The 17,292-nt window shown below is 74.8% G+C and carries 10 protein-coding genes and 1 pseudogene; 5 read left to right on the top strand and 6 right to left on the bottom strand.

Features of this window, described 5'->3' with window-relative positions:
* Both DMH12_RS28400 and DMH12_RS28395 read right to left on the bottom strand, forming a co-directional pair.
* Positions 1–486: pseudogene (locus DMH12_RS28400) on the bottom strand (hypothetical protein); the annotation flags it as partial.
* Positions 483–872, bottom strand: coding sequence for a hypothetical protein (locus tag DMH12_RS28395; RefSeq protein WP_125494300.1), 390 nt, complete (start codon positions 870–872; stop codon positions 483–485). The pseudogene DMH12_RS28400 and the gene DMH12_RS28395, both read right to left, overlap by 4 nt.
* Positions 873–1,238: 366 nt before the next feature.
* Between DMH12_RS28395 and DMH12_RS28390 the strand changes: the two genes are divergently transcribed.
* On the top strand, positions 1,239–5,033 hold the full coding sequence (locus tag DMH12_RS28390; protein ID WP_260474374.1) for a WD40 repeat domain-containing protein: 3,795 nt from the start codon (positions 1,239–1,241) through the stop codon (positions 5,031–5,033).
* A gap of 78 nt (positions 5,034–5,111) precedes the next feature.
* Complete coding sequence (locus DMH12_RS28385; RefSeq protein ID WP_125494298.1) at positions 5,112–6,218, top strand: winged helix DNA-binding domain-containing protein; 1,107 nt, start codon at positions 5,112–5,114, stop codon at positions 6,216–6,218.
* Between the two features lie 104 nt (positions 6,219–6,322).
* Here DMH12_RS28385 and DMH12_RS28380 read toward each other — a convergent pair whose 3' ends face one another.
* The 3 genes from DMH12_RS28380 to DMH12_RS28370 form a co-directional block, all read right to left on the bottom strand.
* Positions 6,323–7,105 (bottom strand): trypsin-like serine protease, encoded by a 783-nt coding sequence (locus tag DMH12_RS28380; RefSeq protein WP_125494297.1) that lies wholly within the window; start codon positions 7,103–7,105, stop codon positions 6,323–6,325.
* A gap of 202 nt (positions 7,106–7,307) precedes the next feature.
* Entirely contained in the window at positions 7,308–10,193 is a 2,886-nt protein-coding gene (locus DMH12_RS28375; RefSeq protein WP_185832594.1) for an AAA family ATPase, read from the bottom strand.
* Positions 10,194–10,286: 93 nt separating this feature from the next.
* A complete protein-coding gene (locus tag DMH12_RS28370; RefSeq protein ID WP_125494295.1) occupies positions 10,287–11,120 on the bottom strand; it encodes a helix-turn-helix transcriptional regulator in 834 nt (277 codons plus the stop codon).
* A gap of 124 nt (positions 11,121–11,244) precedes the next feature.
* Here DMH12_RS28370 and DMH12_RS28365 point away from each other — a divergent pair, with 124 nt between their 5' ends.
* Complete coding sequence (locus tag DMH12_RS28365; protein ID WP_125494294.1) at positions 11,245–12,915, top strand: AMP-binding protein; 1,671 nt, start codon at positions 11,245–11,247, stop codon at positions 12,913–12,915.
* Positions 12,912–14,528: an AMP-binding protein gene (locus tag DMH12_RS28360; protein WP_125494293.1), complete on the top strand. Its 1,617-nt coding sequence runs from the start codon at positions 12,912–12,914 to the stop codon at positions 14,526–14,528. The genes DMH12_RS28365 and DMH12_RS28360 overlap by 4 nt, the downstream gene beginning before the upstream one ends.
* Before the next feature lie 46 nt (positions 14,529–14,574).
* On the opposite strand, the gene DMH12_RS28355 is transcribed toward DMH12_RS28360, so the two are convergent.
* On the bottom strand, positions 14,575–15,261 hold the full coding sequence (locus tag DMH12_RS28355; protein WP_125494292.1) for a hypothetical protein: 687 nt from the start codon (positions 15,259–15,261) through the stop codon (positions 14,575–14,577).
* A gap of 147 nt (positions 15,262–15,408) precedes the next feature.
* On the opposite strand from DMH12_RS28355, the gene gcl reads away from it, so the two are divergent.
* The gene (gene gcl / locus DMH12_RS28350) at positions 15,409–17,193 is read left to right on the top strand and encodes a glyoxylate carboligase (protein WP_122618792.1); all 1,785 of its coding nucleotides are present in this window, start codon (positions 15,409–15,411) and stop codon (positions 17,191–17,193) included.
* Positions 17,194–17,292: the final 99 nt, after the last annotated feature.

Raw genomic sequence — 17,292 nt, 5'->3', positions numbered from 1 at the left:
CTCCCCGCAGTCCCCCCGCGCGCGGGCCCCCGCCACGGCGTCCTCGATGCCGTGGGTGTCGTACCGCACCCACCCGGCGGCCACCAGCACCGGCAGGGTGAGCCCGAGCGCCAGCACCCGCTGACCGGCCCGGGGGCCCGCCGCGGGATGCCGCCGCGCCAGCCACAGGCCGTGCGCGACCATCACCGCCCACCACAGCAGCAGGAGCACCTCGCACCACGTCTCGGCCGTGGCGTACGTCAGCCGCAGCAGCGCGACGGTGACCACCGCGCAGGCCCAGAACAGCCACCGGCGGCCCAGCATCAGATAACCCGCCCCGAGCAGCGAGGCGTTGCCGACGGCGACGGCGAGCGGATCGGGCTCACGCGGCGGCCGGGGCCCGGCGGGAGGCCGGGGCTCCCAGCCCGGGTCCCAGTACCCGGGCAGGTCCGGCCCCGGCCGTTCGCCCTCGGGCCGCTCCGGGTCCTGGTACGGCGGCCGGGTCACGCGTCGTACTCCTCGCGCGCACGGAGGCGCTCCTCGCGGGCGCTGACGTAGTCCTCGGCGGCCGGGCGGTACAGCAGCACCACACCCGGGACCGCGAGCAGCGCGCCGAGCAGCAGCGTGGTGCCGCCGTACAGCGCGTCCTCGAACGCGAACGTCGCCCCGAGTACGAAGACCACCGCCGTCAGGCAGGTCACCGCGGTCCGGGCGCCCCGCTTTCCCCGGCCGGCCCGGACCGCGCACCAGAAGCAGACCGCCACCAGCAGCAGCACCAGGGCCCCCGCCTCCTGCGGACCGGCCGCCGTCGTCGCGGCGATGAACGTTCCGAGCATCACCAGCACCACCGCCAGTGTCACGCTCGGCGGGCGACGGGTCGCCTCGGCGGTCATCGGATCACTTCCCTCGTCTGTCCGTTCCTGAGCCCGGCGCACGCCGATGACTGACGGCGTACGCGAGGTGTCTGCGGGGTGGCGCGGCCACGAGCGGCGCGGCGTGCGCGCCACCCCGCCGACTCCCCCGAGCACCGATTCCACCCCGCGGCGGTGTTGTTCAGCAGCCCGGCCGCCGCTCTGAACAATGCGGAACCGGCACGCGGCGGGCCGGGCGGCACCTGACCATGCGGAACCGGAGTGAAGACACCGTGAACTCCGCGTGCGCCACCGGCGGATGCCCGCCGCCGTGCTTGCCGCCATTCCCGCGCGTGCCTACCGTGGGCGCCCGGACGGGGACCGGGAGCTATGGCGGGGCGGGGATACGTGAGCGGACGCGGAGTGGGACGCCGGGAGCGACGGCTCGACCCGGGAGCCGGACCGGTGCAGCGGTTCGCCGCCGAACTCCGCGCCCTGCGCGAGTCGGTGGGCCGGCCGACGTACCGGACGATGGCGGACAAGGTGCCGTTCTCGGTGACCGCCCTCTCCCAGGCTGCGGCCGGACGTCAACTCCCCACGCTCGCCGTGACCCTCGCCTACGTCGACGTCTGCGGCGGCGACCCCGAGGAGTGGGAGCGGCGCTGGCGGGCGGCGAGCGCGGAGGCCGCCGCCCTCGCCGCCGCCGAGGAGGAGTCCCGCCCGCCCTACCGGGGCCTGACACGCTACGAACCGGACGACGCGGCGCTGTTCTTCGGCCGCGACCGGCTCGTGGACCGGCTGACCGCACTGACCCGCCGGCACCGCTTCACCGCCGTCTTCGGCCCCTCCGGCAGCGGCAAGTCCTCCCTGCTGCGGGCCGGGCTCATCCCGCGCCTGCGCACCCCGCAGACCGGCCCGGACGCGCCCTGCGCCCCCGCGGCCGTCCGCGTCCTCACCCCCGGCGCCGACCCGCTGCGCACCCACGCGGACCGCCTGGACCCCGCTCCCGGCGCGGCCCCGGGGGCGGACACCTGGCTCGTCGTCGACCAGTTCGAGGAGCTGTACACCCTCTGCGCCGACCCCGCCGAGCGCAACGCCTTCGTCGACCGGCTGCTCGCCGCCGCCGCGCCGGGCGGTTCCCTGCGTGTGGTGATCGCCGTACGCGCCGACTTCCTGGGCCGCTGCGCCGAACACCCCGCCCTCACGGCCGCGTTGCAGGACGCCACCCTGCTCGCCGGTCCGATGAGCCGCGAGGAGCTGCGGGAGGCTGTGGTCCGGCCGGCCGCCGCCGAGGGGCTGGTCGTCGAACGCGCTCTGACGGCACGGCTGCTCGACGAGGTCGAGCACGCCCCGGGCGGACTGCCGCTGATGTCGCACGCGCTGCTGGAGACCTGGCGGCACCGCACCGGCCGGACCCTCACCGAGACCGCCTACGAGACCGCCGGCGGCCTGCGCGGCGCCGTCGTGCGCACCGCCGAGGAGGTGTACGGCGAACTCACCCCGCCCCAGGCCGAACTGGCCCGCCGGGTCCTGCTGCGGCTCGTCGCACCGGGCGACGGCACCCCCGACACCCGGCGGCCCGCCGAACACGCCGAACTCGACCTCGGCGACCCGGACGGCACCCGCGCCGTCCTGGACCGGCTGGTCCGCGCCCGGCTGCTCACCCTCGACGACGGCACCGTCGAACTCGCCCACGAGGCACTGATCACCGCCTGGCCCAGGCTGCGCGGCTGGATCGACGCCGAACGCGACCGGCTGCGCGTCCACCGCGCCCTCTCCGAGGCCGCCCGCACCTGGACCGGCCTCGGCCGGGAGAACGCCGCCCTCTACGCGGGCTCCCGCCTGGCCGCCGCCCACGACGCCTTCCCACCCGGCCACCACGCCGAACTCACCCCGACGGAAGCCGAGTTCCTCGCCGCCTCGACCGGCCGGCGGCGGCGCGCGGTGTGGCTGCGGCGCGGGCTGTCGGCCGCCCTCGCCCTGCTGGTGCTGGTCGCGTCCGGCACCGCCGTCGTCGCCCTCAGACTCCGCGACACCGCCCGGGCCGAGCGGGACGACGCCGTCTTCGGCCGGATCACCGCCGAGGCCGACCGGCTGCGCCCCACCAGCACCCCCCTGGCCGCCCGGCTCGACGTCGCCGCGCTCGGCATGCGCACCACCCCCGAACTCAGGACGGCGCTCACCACGGACGCGGGCCGGGTGCTGTCCACCCGGCTGCCCGGACACCGGGACATCGGCAGCGCCGTGGCCTTCGCCCCCGACGGGCGGACCCTCGCGAGCGGCGGCCACGACGGCACCGTACGCCTGTGGGACACCTCGAAAGCCGACCCGCGCGCACCGCTCGGCGAGCCGCTGCGCATCTCCGGCGGCGACGTCGGCGCGCTGGCCTACTCGCCCGACGGCACGCTGCTCGCCGCCGCCGGCCAGGGCGGCGGCATCCGCCTGTGGGACGTACGCGACCGCGCGCGGCCCCGGCCGCTGGGCCGGCCCCTGGTGAGCCACGGCGGAAAGTCCGTCACCTCCGTGGACTTCACCCCCGACGGCCGCACCCTGGCCACCGCGGGCGACGACGGCACCCTGCGCCTGTGGGACGTCGGGGACCCGGCCCGCCCCGCCCCGCTCGGCGATCCGGCCCGTGCCGACACCCGCAGCGTCCGGGACGTCGCCTTCGCCCCGGACGGCCGCACCCTCGCCACCGCCGGGCACACCGGGACCGTACGGCTCTGGCGGGCCGGCGGCGCCGACGGGCCGGCCCCGCTCGGCGAGCCGCGGCGCGCGCACGAGGAGGCGGTCTGGTCCCTCGCGTACTCCCCGGACGGCGACACCCTGGCCACCGCCGGCTACGACGACACGGTGCGCCTGTGGGACGTCTCCGGCGGCGACGCCCCACGCCCCCTGGGCGAACCGCTCACCGCGCACTCCGCCGCCGTGTGGTCCGTGGCCTTCGGCCCGGACGGACACACCCTGGCCAGCGCCGCGCAGGACGACACCGTGATCCTGTGGAACGTCGCCAACCCCGCCTACCCGCAGCAGATCGGCGAACCGCTCACCGGCCACACGGAGGGCCTGTGGGACCTGGCGTTCGCCCCGGACGGCCGCACCCTCGCCACCACCGGCGCCGACCGCGGCGTCCGCCTGTGGCACCTGCCGGAGAACGTCCTCACCGACTTCACCAACCCGCTCACCGCCGTGGCCTACGCCCCCGGCGGCAGGCTGCTCGCCGCCGCCAGCACCGACGACGCCCTGGTCCGGCTCTGGGACGTCGGCCGGCCGGATCACCCGCGCAGGCTGCCGCGAGCCCTCACCGGCCACGAGGCCGCCGTCCTCACCGTCGCCTTCGCCCCGGACGGCCGCACGGCCGCCTCCGGCGACGAGGACGGCACCGTACGGCTGTGGGACCTCTCCGACCCGGCCCGTCCCGTCCCCGCGGCCACCCTCCCCGACGCACACCCGGGCGGCGCCCTCACCGTCGCCTTCGCCCCGGACGGCCGGACCCTCGCGACCGGCGGCGCGGACGAGCGGGCCCGGCTGTGGGACGTCCGCGACCGCGATCACGTACGGCCCGTCGGGGCCCCGCTGACCGCCCACACCGACTGGGTCGGCTCCGTCGCCTTCGCTTCGGACGGGCACACCCTCGCCACCGGCAGCCAGGACAAGACGGCCCGCCTGTGGGACGTCCGCGACCGCGACCGGGCCCGGCCGCTGGGCGAACCGCTGACCGCCCACGGCGACTGGGTCAACTCCGTGGCCTTCGCCCCCGAGGGGCACGTCCTCGCCACCGGGGGCCGGGACCGCACCGTACGGCTCTGGGACGTCACGGACCCCGGCCGGGTCCGGCCGCTGGGCGAGGAGCTGACCGGACACCGCGGCGGCGTCACCTCCGTGTCCTTCGCCCCCGACGGGCGCACCCTCGCCAGCGGCGGCGAGGACCACGCCGTACGCCTGTGGAACGTGGCCGACCCCGCCCACGCCGAGGCGTTCGGCGGCCCCCTGACCGGCCACCTGGACACGGTCACCTCGGTCGCGTTCGCGCCCGGCGGCGACACCCTGGCCTCCGCGGGCAACGACCTGACGGCCAGAATCTGGACCCTGGACACGGACCGGGCCGTCCGGCACGTCTGCGCCCGCACCGGCGGCGACCTCACCCCCACCCGCTGGCACGAACTGCTGCCACAACTCGCCTACCGGCCCACCTGCCGGTAGCGGCCCCGGCCCACGGTCACCGTCGGCCGGGCCCATCGCGGACAGACCCGCCCGCGAGCCCCGCTACCGTGTGCACCCATGACGACCAAGGCAGGCACGAGCGCCCCCGTCCTCGGCATCCGCGCCCTCAACCGCGCCACCCTCGCCCGGCAGTTGCTGCTGCGCCGCGCGGCCATGTCCGCCGAGGCGGCCGTCGCGCACCTCGTCGGACTCCAGGCCCAGAACGTCAAGCCCCCGTACTACGCGCTCGCCGCCCGCCTCGACGGCTTCACGCCCGAGGACCTGTCGGAGGCGATGGCCGGCCGACGGGTCGCCCGCCTCGTCACCATGCGCTCGACCATCCACACCCACACCGCCGACGACTGCCTCACCCTGCGCCCCCTGGTGCAGGCGGCCCGGGACCGGGAGCTGCACGCCTTCCGCAAGGGCCTGGCGGGCGTCGACCTGGACCGGCTCGCCGGCCTCGCCCGCGACCTGGTCGAGGCCGAGCCGCGCACCATGGCCCAGTTGCGCGAGGCCCTGCTCGCCGAGTGGCCCGACGCCGACCCGCAGTCCCTGGCCGTCGCCGCCCGCTGCCGCCTCCCCCTCGTCCAGGTCACCCCGCGCGGACTGTGGGGCAGGAGCGGCCAGGTCACGCTCACCACCGCCGAGCACTGGCTGGCCCGCCCCGCACGGCCCGCGCCCGCACCGGACGACACCGTCCTGCGCTACCTCGGCGCCTTCGGGCCGGCCTCCGTGAAGGACATGCAGACGTGGGCGGGCCTGACCCGGCTGCGGGACGCCTTCGAACGGCTCCGCCCCCGGCTCGTCACCTTCCGCGCCCCGGACGGCACCGAACTCTTCGACCTCCCGGACGCGCCGCGCCCCGACCCGGACACCCCGGCCCCGCCGCGCTTCCTGCCCGAGTTCGACAACCTGCTGCTCTCCCACGCCGACCGCACCCGCGTCGTCCCGCCCGCCCACAAGGGCCGTACCTGGACGGGGAACCAGGCCCACCGCGTCCTCCTCGTCGACGGCTTCGTGGCCGGACTGTGGAAGACCGAGGAGGACGCCCTCGTCGTCGAAGCCTTCGACCGCCTGCCCGAGGAGCGCCGGGCCGAGGTCGTGGCCGAGGGGGAGCGGATGCTGGCCGTCATGCAGCCGGAAGCCGCGTACGGCGTCCGCTTCGGGACGGTACGCGGCTGACGCGTTGGAGAGGGGGCGTTGCGGGCCGCTCGTGGAGGCTCGCAACGCCCCCTGGCTTGCACCTGAGGGGTACTCAGGAGGTCAGGAGACCTGCCGGGGCGGGGCTACGAGGTGACCTGCGCGGTCACCTGGTCCGAGAACGTGGTCAGCCGGGAGTAGACCCCCGGGTAGCCGGCCCTCGCGCAGCCCTCGCCCCAGGAGGTGATTCCTGCCAGGACGCCCCCGATGATCAGGGGTCCGCCGCTGTCGCCCTGGCAGGTGTCCACGCCGCCGGACGGGAGCCCGGCGCACACCATGTCGCTCGCGACGAAGTCGGAGCCGTACGAGCCGCCGCAGTCCGAGTCGGAGACGACCGGCACGGTCGCGGTCCGCAGCTGGTTGGAGGAACTGCCGTTCTCCCGGGTGGTCCCCCAGCCGAGCACCCGGGCCTCGTTGCCGGCCGCGTAGACCGAGGTGTCCGAGGAGGAGACGTACTTCGCCGGCTTGTACGGCATCGACGACGCCAGCGTCAGCACCGCCACGTCGTCGCCGTTGGTGGCGTCGGTGTAGTCCGGGTGCACCCAGATCCGGCTGACCCGGGCGACCGTGCCGTTCGAGCCGTCGAGGTAGGTGCGTCCGCCGACCACGCGGACGCTGCGCGCGCTCTCGCCGGCCATGCAGTGCGCGGCGGTGACGACCTTGGTGGGTGAGACGAGGGTGCCGCCGCAGAACTGGTTCTGGGAGGCGTCGGTGATCTGCATGACGTACGGGTAGGCGGCCGTCGTGGTGGTGGTGCCGCCGACGATCGGCTGCGGCGCGGCGACGGCGGAGGGGGCGGCGAGCAGCGCGGCTGCGCCGGCGGCGGCCAGCACGGCGGCTGCCGATCTGGCGCGGGTGAGCCCGAACATGAGTCTCCTCAAGGGGTTGCCGGTGGGGGGTCGCACGGACGTGGGGGGTTGCACGGGGGTCTCGGGACAGACCCCCGTATGCCCGGGCGAGCGGCACGTGTTCACGCTAGAACCGGCGGTCGGGGCACCCCAATGAGGGAACCCCCTAGGGGAGGCGGGCAGGGAAAACCCTCGGTGCGTGACCGGTAAACCCCCGCCGTTCTCAGTCCGTTCGCCCGCCCGCCGCCAGCCGGACGAGATCGACCCGGGACCGGATCCCGAGCTTGCGGTAGACCCGGGTCAGGGTCGCCTCGACGGTCTTGACGCTGACGAAGAGCCGGGCGGCGATCTCCCGGTTCGTCTGGCCTTCCATGACCAGCGCGGCCACCTGACGCTCCATCGCGGCCAGCCCCGCGAGACCGTCCGGCGTGGCGGCCGGTGCCGGGGACGGCCCGGCCGACCGCGCCGCGACGGCCGCCTCCACCCGTTCCAGCCAGGGCAGCGCCCGGCAGCGCCGGAACAGCCGCGTCGCCTCGTCGTACGACGCCGCCCCCGGCGCCCGGCCCGGCCGTTCGGCGTGCAGTTCGGCCAGCGCGAAGGCCGCCCGTGCCTCCTCCAGGCCGTACCCCAGCCCGGCCAGCCGCTCCCGCGCCGACGTCAACCGCGCGACGGCCGCCCGGTGTTCGCCCCGGCCCGCGCGCACCAGGGCCTCCGCCCGGTCCAGCACGGCGAGCACGCTGCCCCGCCCGAGCCGCAGCGCGTGGGCGCGGCTGACCTCGATGACGTCCATCGCCTCGGCCGGCTCGCCGGTCCGCACCAGCGCCTCCGCCAGATCCCCCTGCCACCGTCCGCGCGCCGGGTCGGTGATGCCCGCCCCGGCCTCCAGCTCCCGCACCCGGCGCAACGCCCGCACGGCCGCCCCCGCGTCGCCCGCCACCAGGTTCGCGTGGCCGAGCGCGGCCAGCGCCCGCGACAGGTACACGGCGTCGCCGTCCTCCTCCGCCCGCCGCACCGCCTCCCGCGCCAGCTCCAGGGCCCGGCCCGGGTCGCCGCCCGCGGCCTCGGCCAGCGCGGCCTGCATCGCGCCGGCACCCTCGCCGATGCCCGCGTCCCGGGCCAGCGTCAGGCTCTCCCGCGCCAGCTCCAGGGCCCGGCCGCAGTGCCCGGAGTGCAGCTCGGTCTCGGCCAGGAAGCGCAGATAGTGGACCTCGCTCTCGGCCATGCCGCGGCGGCGCACCTCACGCAGCAGCGTGGTGGCGGTGGCCCGCGCCTCGGCCAGCCGGTCGCTCATCACCAGCCACCGGAACCGGGACGATCCGGCCCCGTTGTGGTGGCACGCCACCCGCGGGTCCTGCGGCTCGGCCAGCGCCCGCCCGATGGTCGCCGGGGCGTCCGGATGCCCCATCAGCGTCTCGCACTGGGCCTGGAACGCCAGCGCGAGCAGTTCGGTACGCCGGTCGGCGCCCCGCGCCGCCAGCCGGGCGGCGTGCGCGGCCTCCTCCCGGCCCTGGGCGAAGTCGCCCTGCACCACCAGGGAGCGCCAGGCCAGCTGGTAGTGGACCTGGGCGAGCAGCCGCGGGTCGTCGCCCGCGTCGGCCAGGGCCTGCGGGAAGACGGCGTCGACCTCGCCGATGGCCTGCCCGGCGGCCTCGATCACCACCATCCAGGCGCGGACCCGGTCGCCGGGGGCGGTGGCCCTGGTCAGCACCTCGCGGGCGATGTCCCGGGCGAGATCCTGCTCGCCCGCCGTGATCGCGTCCTCGGCGGCCGCCACCCGGCGTTCGTCCGGTCCCGGCGCGCTGTCCGCCGGGGTGTGCCGGGCGGCGAGCAGCCCGAGCGAGGCGGCCACCGAGGGCGCCCCGCGGTCCCGGGCCAGCGAGGCGGCCTCCGCAAGCCGCGCCGCGACCTCGGGGTCGGTGCCGGTGGTGGCCAGGGCGAGGTGCCGGGCGCGCTCGATCGGGTCGGAGGCGGCCGTGGACAGCGCGGCGTGCGCGGCCCGCCGCTCGGGCGCCGGGGCCTCGGCGTACAGCGCGGCCGAGATGAGCGGGTGCGCGAACCGTACGGTCGGGCCCTCCGGGTCGGTCGCCAGCAGTCCCAGCGCCGCCGCCTGGGCCGTCTCGGCCTCGGCGTTCCCCCGGCCGGCCGCGCGCAGCAGGGCCGGCGTCGGGCGGGCGCCGGCGCTGGCCACCAGCAGGGTGCGGCGGGCCTCGTCCGACAGCATCTCCAGGCGGGAGAGGACCAGGGCGCGCAGCGAGGTCGGCACCGGCAGCGGCTCGCCGGGCCGGGGCGCCGCGGGGCTCTCGGCCAGCGCCCGGCCCAGTTCCAGGGCGAAGAGCGGATTGCCGCCGCTGGTGCGGTGGATGTCGCGGACCGTGGCCCGGTGCAGGCCCGCGTAGCCGCGTTCGCCGAGCAGCGTCGCGACCTGGGCGCGGGTCAGCGGGCCGAGGCGGAGCGCGCGGGTGTCCGGCGGGGAGGCGCGCAGATGGCGGTCGTACGCGGCGTCCTCCGTCTCGGGCCCCTCGGTCCGCACCGCGCACAGCAGCCGCACCGGGGTCTCGCCCAGGCGTCGGGCGGCGAAACCGAGGAGTTCCGCGCTGGCCGGATCCAGCCACTGGAGGTCGTCGGCGACGACGAGGACCGGGCCCGCGGCGGCGAGGGCGCGCAGGGCGGACAGCACCGCCAGCCGCAGCGCCAGGCCGTCGCGCTGGAGGGTGGACTCGCCGCGTCCGGTGAGCGCCGACTCCAGCGCGGTGCGCTGCGCGGCGGGCAGCGCCCGGGACACGTCGTCCAGGACCAGGCCCAGGAGGTCGGCCAGGGCGAGGAAGGGGAGATGTGATTCGGACTCCGTGGCCGAGCAGCGCAACACGGTGTGGGAGGTGCGGGCGTATTCCGCCGCCAGGGTGCGCAGGACGGTCGACTTTCCAATTCCGGCGGGCCCGTGCAGCAACACACTGCCGCCCCGGGCCAGCTGCTCACGTGCCGCGCCGAACGACTCCTCCCGCCCGATGACCAGGTCGGAGCGGAATCCGGCAGACTCCGCGAAGTCCCGTGGCACGGTGACCGCTCCCTCCGAGTGTCGTGTCCGGGCCAATGTTAGGCAACGGGCCATTGGATTAAGGAGGGACGAGGAGGTGAGGCAAATAACAAACCGGCGGGCACGGAAATCAAAGAGCCGCGGGAAATCCCCGGGCCGCCCCGCACCCTACGGCAGCCATCCCGTCCGGCGGGCCCGGGCGACCGCCTCCGTGCGGGTGCGGGCGCCCAGCTTGCGCATCGCCGAGCGCAGGTAGCTCTTCACGGTCTCGGCGCCCAGCCCGAGCCGCTCCGCGGCCTCGACGTTCGTCGCGCCCGCGGCCACGCAGGCCAGCACGTCCACCTCGCGCGGGGCGGGCCGGGGTCCCGTTCCCGGCCCGTCCCCGGGCGCCAGCAGGCCGCAGGCGCGCAGCAGCTCCTCGCGCAGCGCGGGGTCCGCGATCCGGGGCGCCAGCGCCCGCAGCGCCGCGTGCGCCTCCCGTACCTGCTCCCAGCCCGCCGCGTCCGACGGGCCGTGCGGGGCGGGCCGGGCCGCCGCCAGCAGCTCGTCCGTCTCGTCCCGCAGCACCAGCGCCTGCTCCACGTCCCGGGCCGCCGCCACGGCCGCGCCCAGGGTGCGGTCGCCCAGCGGCTGCGCGGTGCGCAGGGCGCCGTACAGCACACCGCGCACCCGGCGCCGTACCACCACCGGGACCGCCAGCACCGAGCGCAGTCCCTCGGCGGCGACGGGCCGGTCGTACTCGTGGCTGATCTGCGCGGAGACGGAGTAGTCCGTCACCGCGCAGGGCCGCGACAGCGCCACCGCCCGGCCGCCGAGGCCGTTGCCCGAGGTCACCGCGAGGGCGCTGAGCGCGGCCGTCGCCGTGCCGCTCAGCTCGCTGATGCGCACCTGCCGCCGGCCCGCCTCCACCAGCCCGCCGAAGGCCACCGGCAGCCCGGTCGCCCGCCGCAGCCGCACCAGCGCACCCCGGATCTCTGCTCCGTCCCCCGACTCCACCGCCACCCGTTCCGCCCTCCCTCACACCCGTCCCGGGGCGCCCACCCCCGTTCGGGGGTAGTGAGACCTGCATCACGGATTACACGATGGCAGAGAGCCGCCCGGCAAGGTCCGGCACGAAGGAGGACAGATGACGACGGCCACGGAGCTGTTCCGCAGCGCGCGGGACTTCCTGCTGGAGCACCGCGAGGACTACACCGCCGCCTACGAGGGCTTCACCTGGCCCCGCCCCCGGGACTTCAACTGGGCGCTGGACTGGTTCGACGTCATCGCCGACGGGAACGAGCGCACCGCGCTGCACATCGTCGAGGAGGACGGCTCGGAGGTCCGGGTCTCCTTCGCCGAGATGTCCGCCCGCTCCGGCCGGGTCGCCAACCGGCTGCGGGAGTGGGGCGTGCGGGCCGAGGACCGCATCCTCGTCATGCTCGGCAACCAGACCGAACTCTGGGAGACCGCGCTCGCCGCGATGAAGCTCCGCGCCGTCGTCATCCCGGCCACCCCGCTGCTCGGCCCCGCGGACCTGCGCGACCGCGTCGACCGCGGCAAGGTGCGGCACGTGATCGTCCGCGCCGGGGACGCCGGCAAGTTCGACGACGTCCCCGGCGACTACACGCGCGTCGCCGTCGGCGGCACGGCACCCGGCTGGCTGCCCTACGCGGACGTGTACACCGCCGACGCCGGCTTCACCCCGGACGGCCCCACCGCCGCCGACGACCCGCTGATGCTGTACTTCACCTCGGGCACCACCGCCCGCCCCAAGCTGGTCGAGCACACCCACGTGTCCTACCCGGTCGGGCACCTGGCGACCATGTACTGGATCGGTCTGCTCCCCGGTGACGTGCACCTGAACATCTCCTCGCCCGGCTGGGCCAAGCACGCCTGGTCGAACCTGTTCGCGCCGTGGAACGCCGAGGCGACCGTCTTCCTGTACAACTACACCCGGTTCGACGCGGCCCGCCTGATGGCCGAGATGGACCGGGCCGGGGTGACCACGTTCTGCGCCCCGCCGACCGTGTGGCGCATGCTCATCCAGGCCGACCTCACCCAGCTCGCCCACCGCCCGCGCGAGGTCGTCGCCGCGGGTGAGCCGCTCAACCCCGAGGTGATCGAACAGGTCCGCGAGGCCTGGGGCGTGACCGTCCGGGACGGCTTCGGCCAGACCGAGACCGCGGTCCAGGTCTCCAACAGCCCCGGACAGGTGCTGAAGACGGGCTCGATGGGCCGCCCCAGCCCCGGCTACCGCGTCGAACTCCTCGACCCGGTCAGCGGTGCCCCCGGCGCCGACGAGGGCGAGATCGCCCTGGACCTGTCCGCGCACCCCGTCGGCCTGATGACCGGCTACCACGGCGACCCCGACCGCACGGCGGAGGCGATGGCCGGCGGCTACTACCGCACCGGCGACATCGGCTCCCGGGACGCCGACGGCTACCTGACCTACGTCGGACGCAGCGACGACGTCTTCAAGGCGTCCGACTACAAGATCTCCCCGTTCGAGCTGGAGAGCGCCCTGCTGGAGCACGAGGCGGTCGCCGAGGCGGCGGTCGTGCCCGCACCGGACGAACTGCGCCTCGCGGTGCCGAAGGCGTACATCGTGCTGGCGGCGGGCTGGGAGCCGGGACCGGACACCGCGAAGGTGCTGTTCGAGCACTCCCGCGAAGTCCTCGCCCCCTACAAGCGCCTGCGCCGCCTGGAGTTCGGCGAGCTGCCCAAGACCGTCTCCGGCAAGATCCGCCGCATCGAGCTGCGCGAGGCCACCGCGGCCGGTTCCGCGAACGAGTACCGCGAGGAGGACTTCCGGTGACCCCACCCCCGTCGTACGCCCACGGCACCAGCACCACCCCCCTGCTCGGCGACACCATCGGCGCCAGCCTCGCCCGGGCTGTCGCCGCCCACCCGGACCGCGAGGCCCTGGTCGACGTACCGTCCGGACGCCGGTGGACCTACGCCGAGTTCGGCGCCGCCGTCGACGAGGTGGCGCGCGGACTGCTGGCGAAGGGCGTCACCCGGGGCGACCGGGTCGGCATCTGGGCGGTCAACTGCCCGGAGTGGGTCCTCGTCCAGTACGCCACCGCCCGCATCGGCGCCGTCATGGTGAACGTCAACCCGGCCTACCGGGCGCACGAGCTGGAGTACGTCCTCCGGCAGTCGGGCATCACCGTCCTCGTCGCCTCCCTCGCCCACAAGGGCAGCGACTACCGGGCGATCGTGGAGCAGGTCCGCGGCCGGTGCCCCGCGCTGCGCGAGACCGTCTACATCGGCGACCCCTCCTGGGACGCGCTGAGCGAGGGCGCCGCGCGGGTGCCGCAGGACCGCCTCGACGCCATCGCCGCCGGGCTGAGCTGCGACGACCCGGTCAACATCCAGTACACCTCCGGCACCACCGGCTTTCCCAAGGGCGCCACCCTCTCCCACCACAACATCCTCAACAACGGCTACTGGGTGGGCCGCACGGTCGGCTACACGGAGCAGGACCGGGTCTGTCTGCCGGTGCCCTTTTATCACTGTTTCGGCATGGTGATGGGGAATCTGGGGGCCACCTCCCACGCCGCCTGCATCGTGATCCCGGCCCCGTCCTTCGAGCCGAGGGCGACGCTGGAGGCGGTGCAGCGGGAGAGGTGCACGTCCCTGTACGGCGTCCCCACGATGTTCATCGCGGAACTGAACCTCCCGGAGTTCGCCTCCTACGACCTCACCTCCCTGCGCACCGGGATCATGGCCGGCTCGCCCTGCCCGGTGGAGGTGATGAAGCGGGTGGTCGCCGAGATGCACATGGAGGAGGTGTCCATCTGCTACGGCATGACCGAGACCTCCCCGGTCTCCCTCCAGACACGCATGGACGACGACCTCGAACACCGCACCGGCACCGTCGGCCGGGTCCTGCCGCACATCGAGGTGAAGGTCGTCGACCCGGTGACCGGGGTGACCGTGCCGCGCGGCGACGCCGGTGAACTGCGCACCCGCGGCTACAGCGTGATGCTCGGCTACTGGGACGAGCCCGAGAAGACCGCCGAGGCGGTCGACGCGGGCCGCTGGATGCACACCGGGGACCTCGCGGTGATGCGCGAGGACGGGTACGTGGAGATCGTCGGCCGCATCAAGGACATGATCATCCGGGGTGGCGAGAACATCTACCCGCGCGAGGTCGAGGAGTTCCTCTACGCCCACCCGAAGATCGCGGACGTCCAGGTGGTCGGCGTACCGCACGAGCGCTACGGCGAGGAGGTCCTCGCCTGTGTCGTCCCGCGCGACGCCGCCGACCCGCTCACCCTGGAGGAACTGCGGTCGTACTGCGACGGCCGGCTGGCCCACTACAAGGTGCCCAGCCGCCTCCAGCTCCTCGACTCCTTCCCGATGACCGTGTCGGGGAAGGTGCGCAAGGTGGAGCTGCGGGAGCGGTACGGGAAGCCCGCCTGAGCGGGACCACGGGACCAGCTGAAGGTCACCGTGCGAAGGGGGGCCTTCAGCCGGCGGTTGCGTCCAGTGCCACGGCCGACCCGTTCACCGGGCGCGGCACTCCCGTCGGTTCGAGCACGAACAGCGCCACCCCGAGCAGGTCGGCGCGGGCCCGGGCGTCCCCGGCGTATCCGGTGAGGGAGAAGTAGACGCACCGAGCGGACTCCGCCATCGCCGTCAGCCACAGGCACTCCACGTCCCGCAGCGAGGCCGGGCCCGCCGTCGGATCCACCTGGACGACGAGGCCCGCCGCGGCCAGCCCGATGCCGGACAGCGGCCGCTGGTCGGCGCGGCGCACGTCCCGGTGCCCCAGCCCGCGCAGGTACAGCACGGCCGCGGTCACCGCGTCGCGCGCGGTGCGGATCGGGACCGCCCGGTGGGCCGGGACCCGTGATCCGGGGGCGCGACCGAACCGGCCCGGGGCCGCGTCGTCCACCGGTACGCACAGCACCGTCCCGCACGGGCACCCCAGCTCCGGCCGCGGCCACCGGCTGCGCGCCCCGCAGGCCGCGCAGCGCACGCCGACCCACTCCTCCTCCCACGCCCGGTGGGTGACCGCGGTCGCGGTCCCGTGCGGATCGAGCGCGGGCGCGACGGGCTCCCCGCACGCGCAGGGATACGAGGGCGCCGTGTAGCGGTGCCGCCGCCCGCAGGCCGTGCAGCACACCGAGATGGTCTCGGACATGACCCCCATCGTCCTCTCTTGACTGCCCTCGGCCGCCCACTTACATTACTTCCAGATCGTAGAAAACAAATTTCGCTATACGGAAGTTGCTACGGAAGAAGCTCACCGCGGGGCGCGACGGGAGTGCGAATCCGACAGCCGGAGCAGGAGTACTCGATGGCTCGTATGACCGCTGCCCGAGCGGCAGTTGAGATTCTCAAGCGCGAGGGCGTCACCGACGCGTTCGGTGTGCCGGGCGCGGCGATCAACCCCTTCTACGCGGCACTCAAGGCGTCCGGCGGCGTCCAGCACACCCTCGCCCGCCACGTCGAGGGCGCCTCGCACATGGCCGAGGGCTACACCCGTACCCACCCCGGCAACATCGGTGTCTGCATCGGCACCTCGGGACCGGCCGGCACCGACATGATCACCGGCCTGTACTCGGCGATCGGCGACTCCATCCCGATCCTGTGCATCACCGGCCAGGCGCCGACCGCGGTGATCCACAAGGAGGACTTCCAGGCCGTCGACATCGCCTCCATCGCCAAGCCGGTGACCAAGATGGCCGTCACCGTCCTGGAGGCCGCCCAGGTCCCCGGCGTCTTCCAACAGGCGTTCCACCTGATGCGCTCGGGCCGCCCCGGTCCGGTCCTGATCGACCTGCCGATCGACGTCCAGCTCACCGAGATCGAGTTCGACCCGGAGACCTACGAGCCGCTCCCGGTCTACAAGCCGGCCGCGACCCGCGCCCAGGTCGAGAAGGCGATCGGCATGCTCAACGCCGCCGAGCGCCCGCTGATCGTGGCCGGCGGCGGTGTCATCAACGCCGACGCGGCCGACCTGCTGGTGGAGTTCGCCGAGCTGACCGGCACCCCGGTCGTGCCGACCCTGATGGGCTGGGGCCTGCTGCCCGACGACCACGAGCTGAACGCCGGCATGGTCGGCCTCCAGACCTCGCACCGCTACGGCAACGCGACCTTCCTGGAGTCCGACTTCGTCCTCGGCGTCGGCAACCGCTGGGCCAACCGCCACACCGGCAAGATCGACGTCTACACCAAGGGGCGGAAGTTCGTCCACGTCGACGTCGAGCCGACCCAGATCGGCAAGATCTTCGCCCCGGACTACGGCATCGCCTCCGACGCCAAGGCCGCGCTGGAGCTGTTCGTCGAGGTGGCCAAGGAGCTGAAGGCGGCCGGCAGGCTGCCCGACCGCTCCGCGTGGGCCGCGTCCGCGCAGGAGAGGAAGGCCACGCTCCAGCGCCGTACGCACTTCGACGACATCCCGATCAAGCCGCAGCGCGTCTACGAGGAGATGAACAAGGCCTTCGGCCCGGAGACCCGGTACGTCTCCACCATCGGCCTCTCGCAGATCGCCGGCGCCCAGATGCTGCACGTCTACCGCCCGCGGCACTGGATCAACTGCGGCCAGGCGGGCCCGCTCGGCTGGACCGTCCCGGCCGCGCTCGGCGTCGCCAAGGCCGACCCCGACGCCCAGGTCGTGGCGCTCTCCGGCGACTACGACTTCCAGTTCATGATCGAGGAACTGGCCGTCGGCGCGCAGCACAAGATCCCGTACGTGCACGTCCTGGTCAACAACTCCTACCTGGGCCTGATCCGCCAGGCGCAGCGGGCGTTCGAGATCGACTTCCAGGTCAACCTGGAGTTCGAGAACATCAACTCGCCCGAGCTGGGCGTCTACGGCGTCGACCACGTCAAGGTCGCCGAGGGCCTGGGCTGCAAGGCGATCCGGGTGACCGACCCGAACGAGCTGGGCGCGGCCCTCGAGCAGGCCAAGAAGCTCGCCGCCGAGCACCGGGTGCCGGTCGTCGTCGAGGCGATCCTGGAGCGCGTCACCAACATCTCGATGTCGGGCACCAACGACATCTCGAACGTGGTGGAGTTCGAGGAGGTGGCCACGGAGCCGGGGCACGCCCCGACCGCGGTCAAGACGCTCAAGGTCTGACCCGCACCACCCGCACGGCCTGAGGGCGAGGGCGGTCCGTCGACGCGACGGGCCGCCCTCGCCCTCAGGCCGTGCGGGTGGTGCGGGTCAGACCTTGAG

This window comes from Streptomyces sp. WAC 04229 (assembly GCF_003947455.1).
Classification (GTDB): Bacteria; Actinomycetota; Actinomycetes; order Streptomycetales; family Streptomycetaceae; genus Streptomyces.
Note: the sequence above shows the minus strand (reverse complement) of the source record. Positions and strands in the feature narration are given on the sequence as shown.

Bases quoted from the DNA above. Each gene is read 5' to 3' on its own strand.
- DMH12_RS28395 (WP_125494300.1), bottom strand. From the start codon at position 872: ATGACCGCCGAGGCGACCCGTCGCCCGCCGAGCGTGACACTGGCGGTG.
- DMH12_RS28385 (WP_125494298.1), top strand. From the start codon at position 5,112: ATGACGACCAAGGCAGGCACGAGCGCCCCCGTCCTCGGCATCCGCGCC.
- DMH12_RS28380 (WP_125494297.1), bottom strand. From the start codon at position 7,105: ATGTTCGGGCTCACCCGCGCCAGATCGGCAGCCGCCGTGCTGGCCGCC.
- DMH12_RS28375 (WP_185832594.1), bottom strand. From the start codon at position 10,193: ATGGCCCGTTGCCTAACATTGGCCCGGACACGACACTCGGAGGGAGCG.
- DMH12_RS28365 (WP_125494294.1), top strand. From the start codon at position 11,245: ATGACGACGGCCACGGAGCTGTTCCGCAGCGCGCGGGACTTCCTGCTG.
- DMH12_RS28355 (WP_125494292.1), bottom strand. From the start codon at position 15,261: ATGGGGGTCATGTCCGAGACCATCTCGGTGTGCTGCACGGCCTGCGGG.
- gcl (WP_122618792.1), top strand. From the start codon at position 15,409: ATGGCTCGTATGACCGCTGCCCGAGCGGCAGTTGAGATTCTCAAGCGC.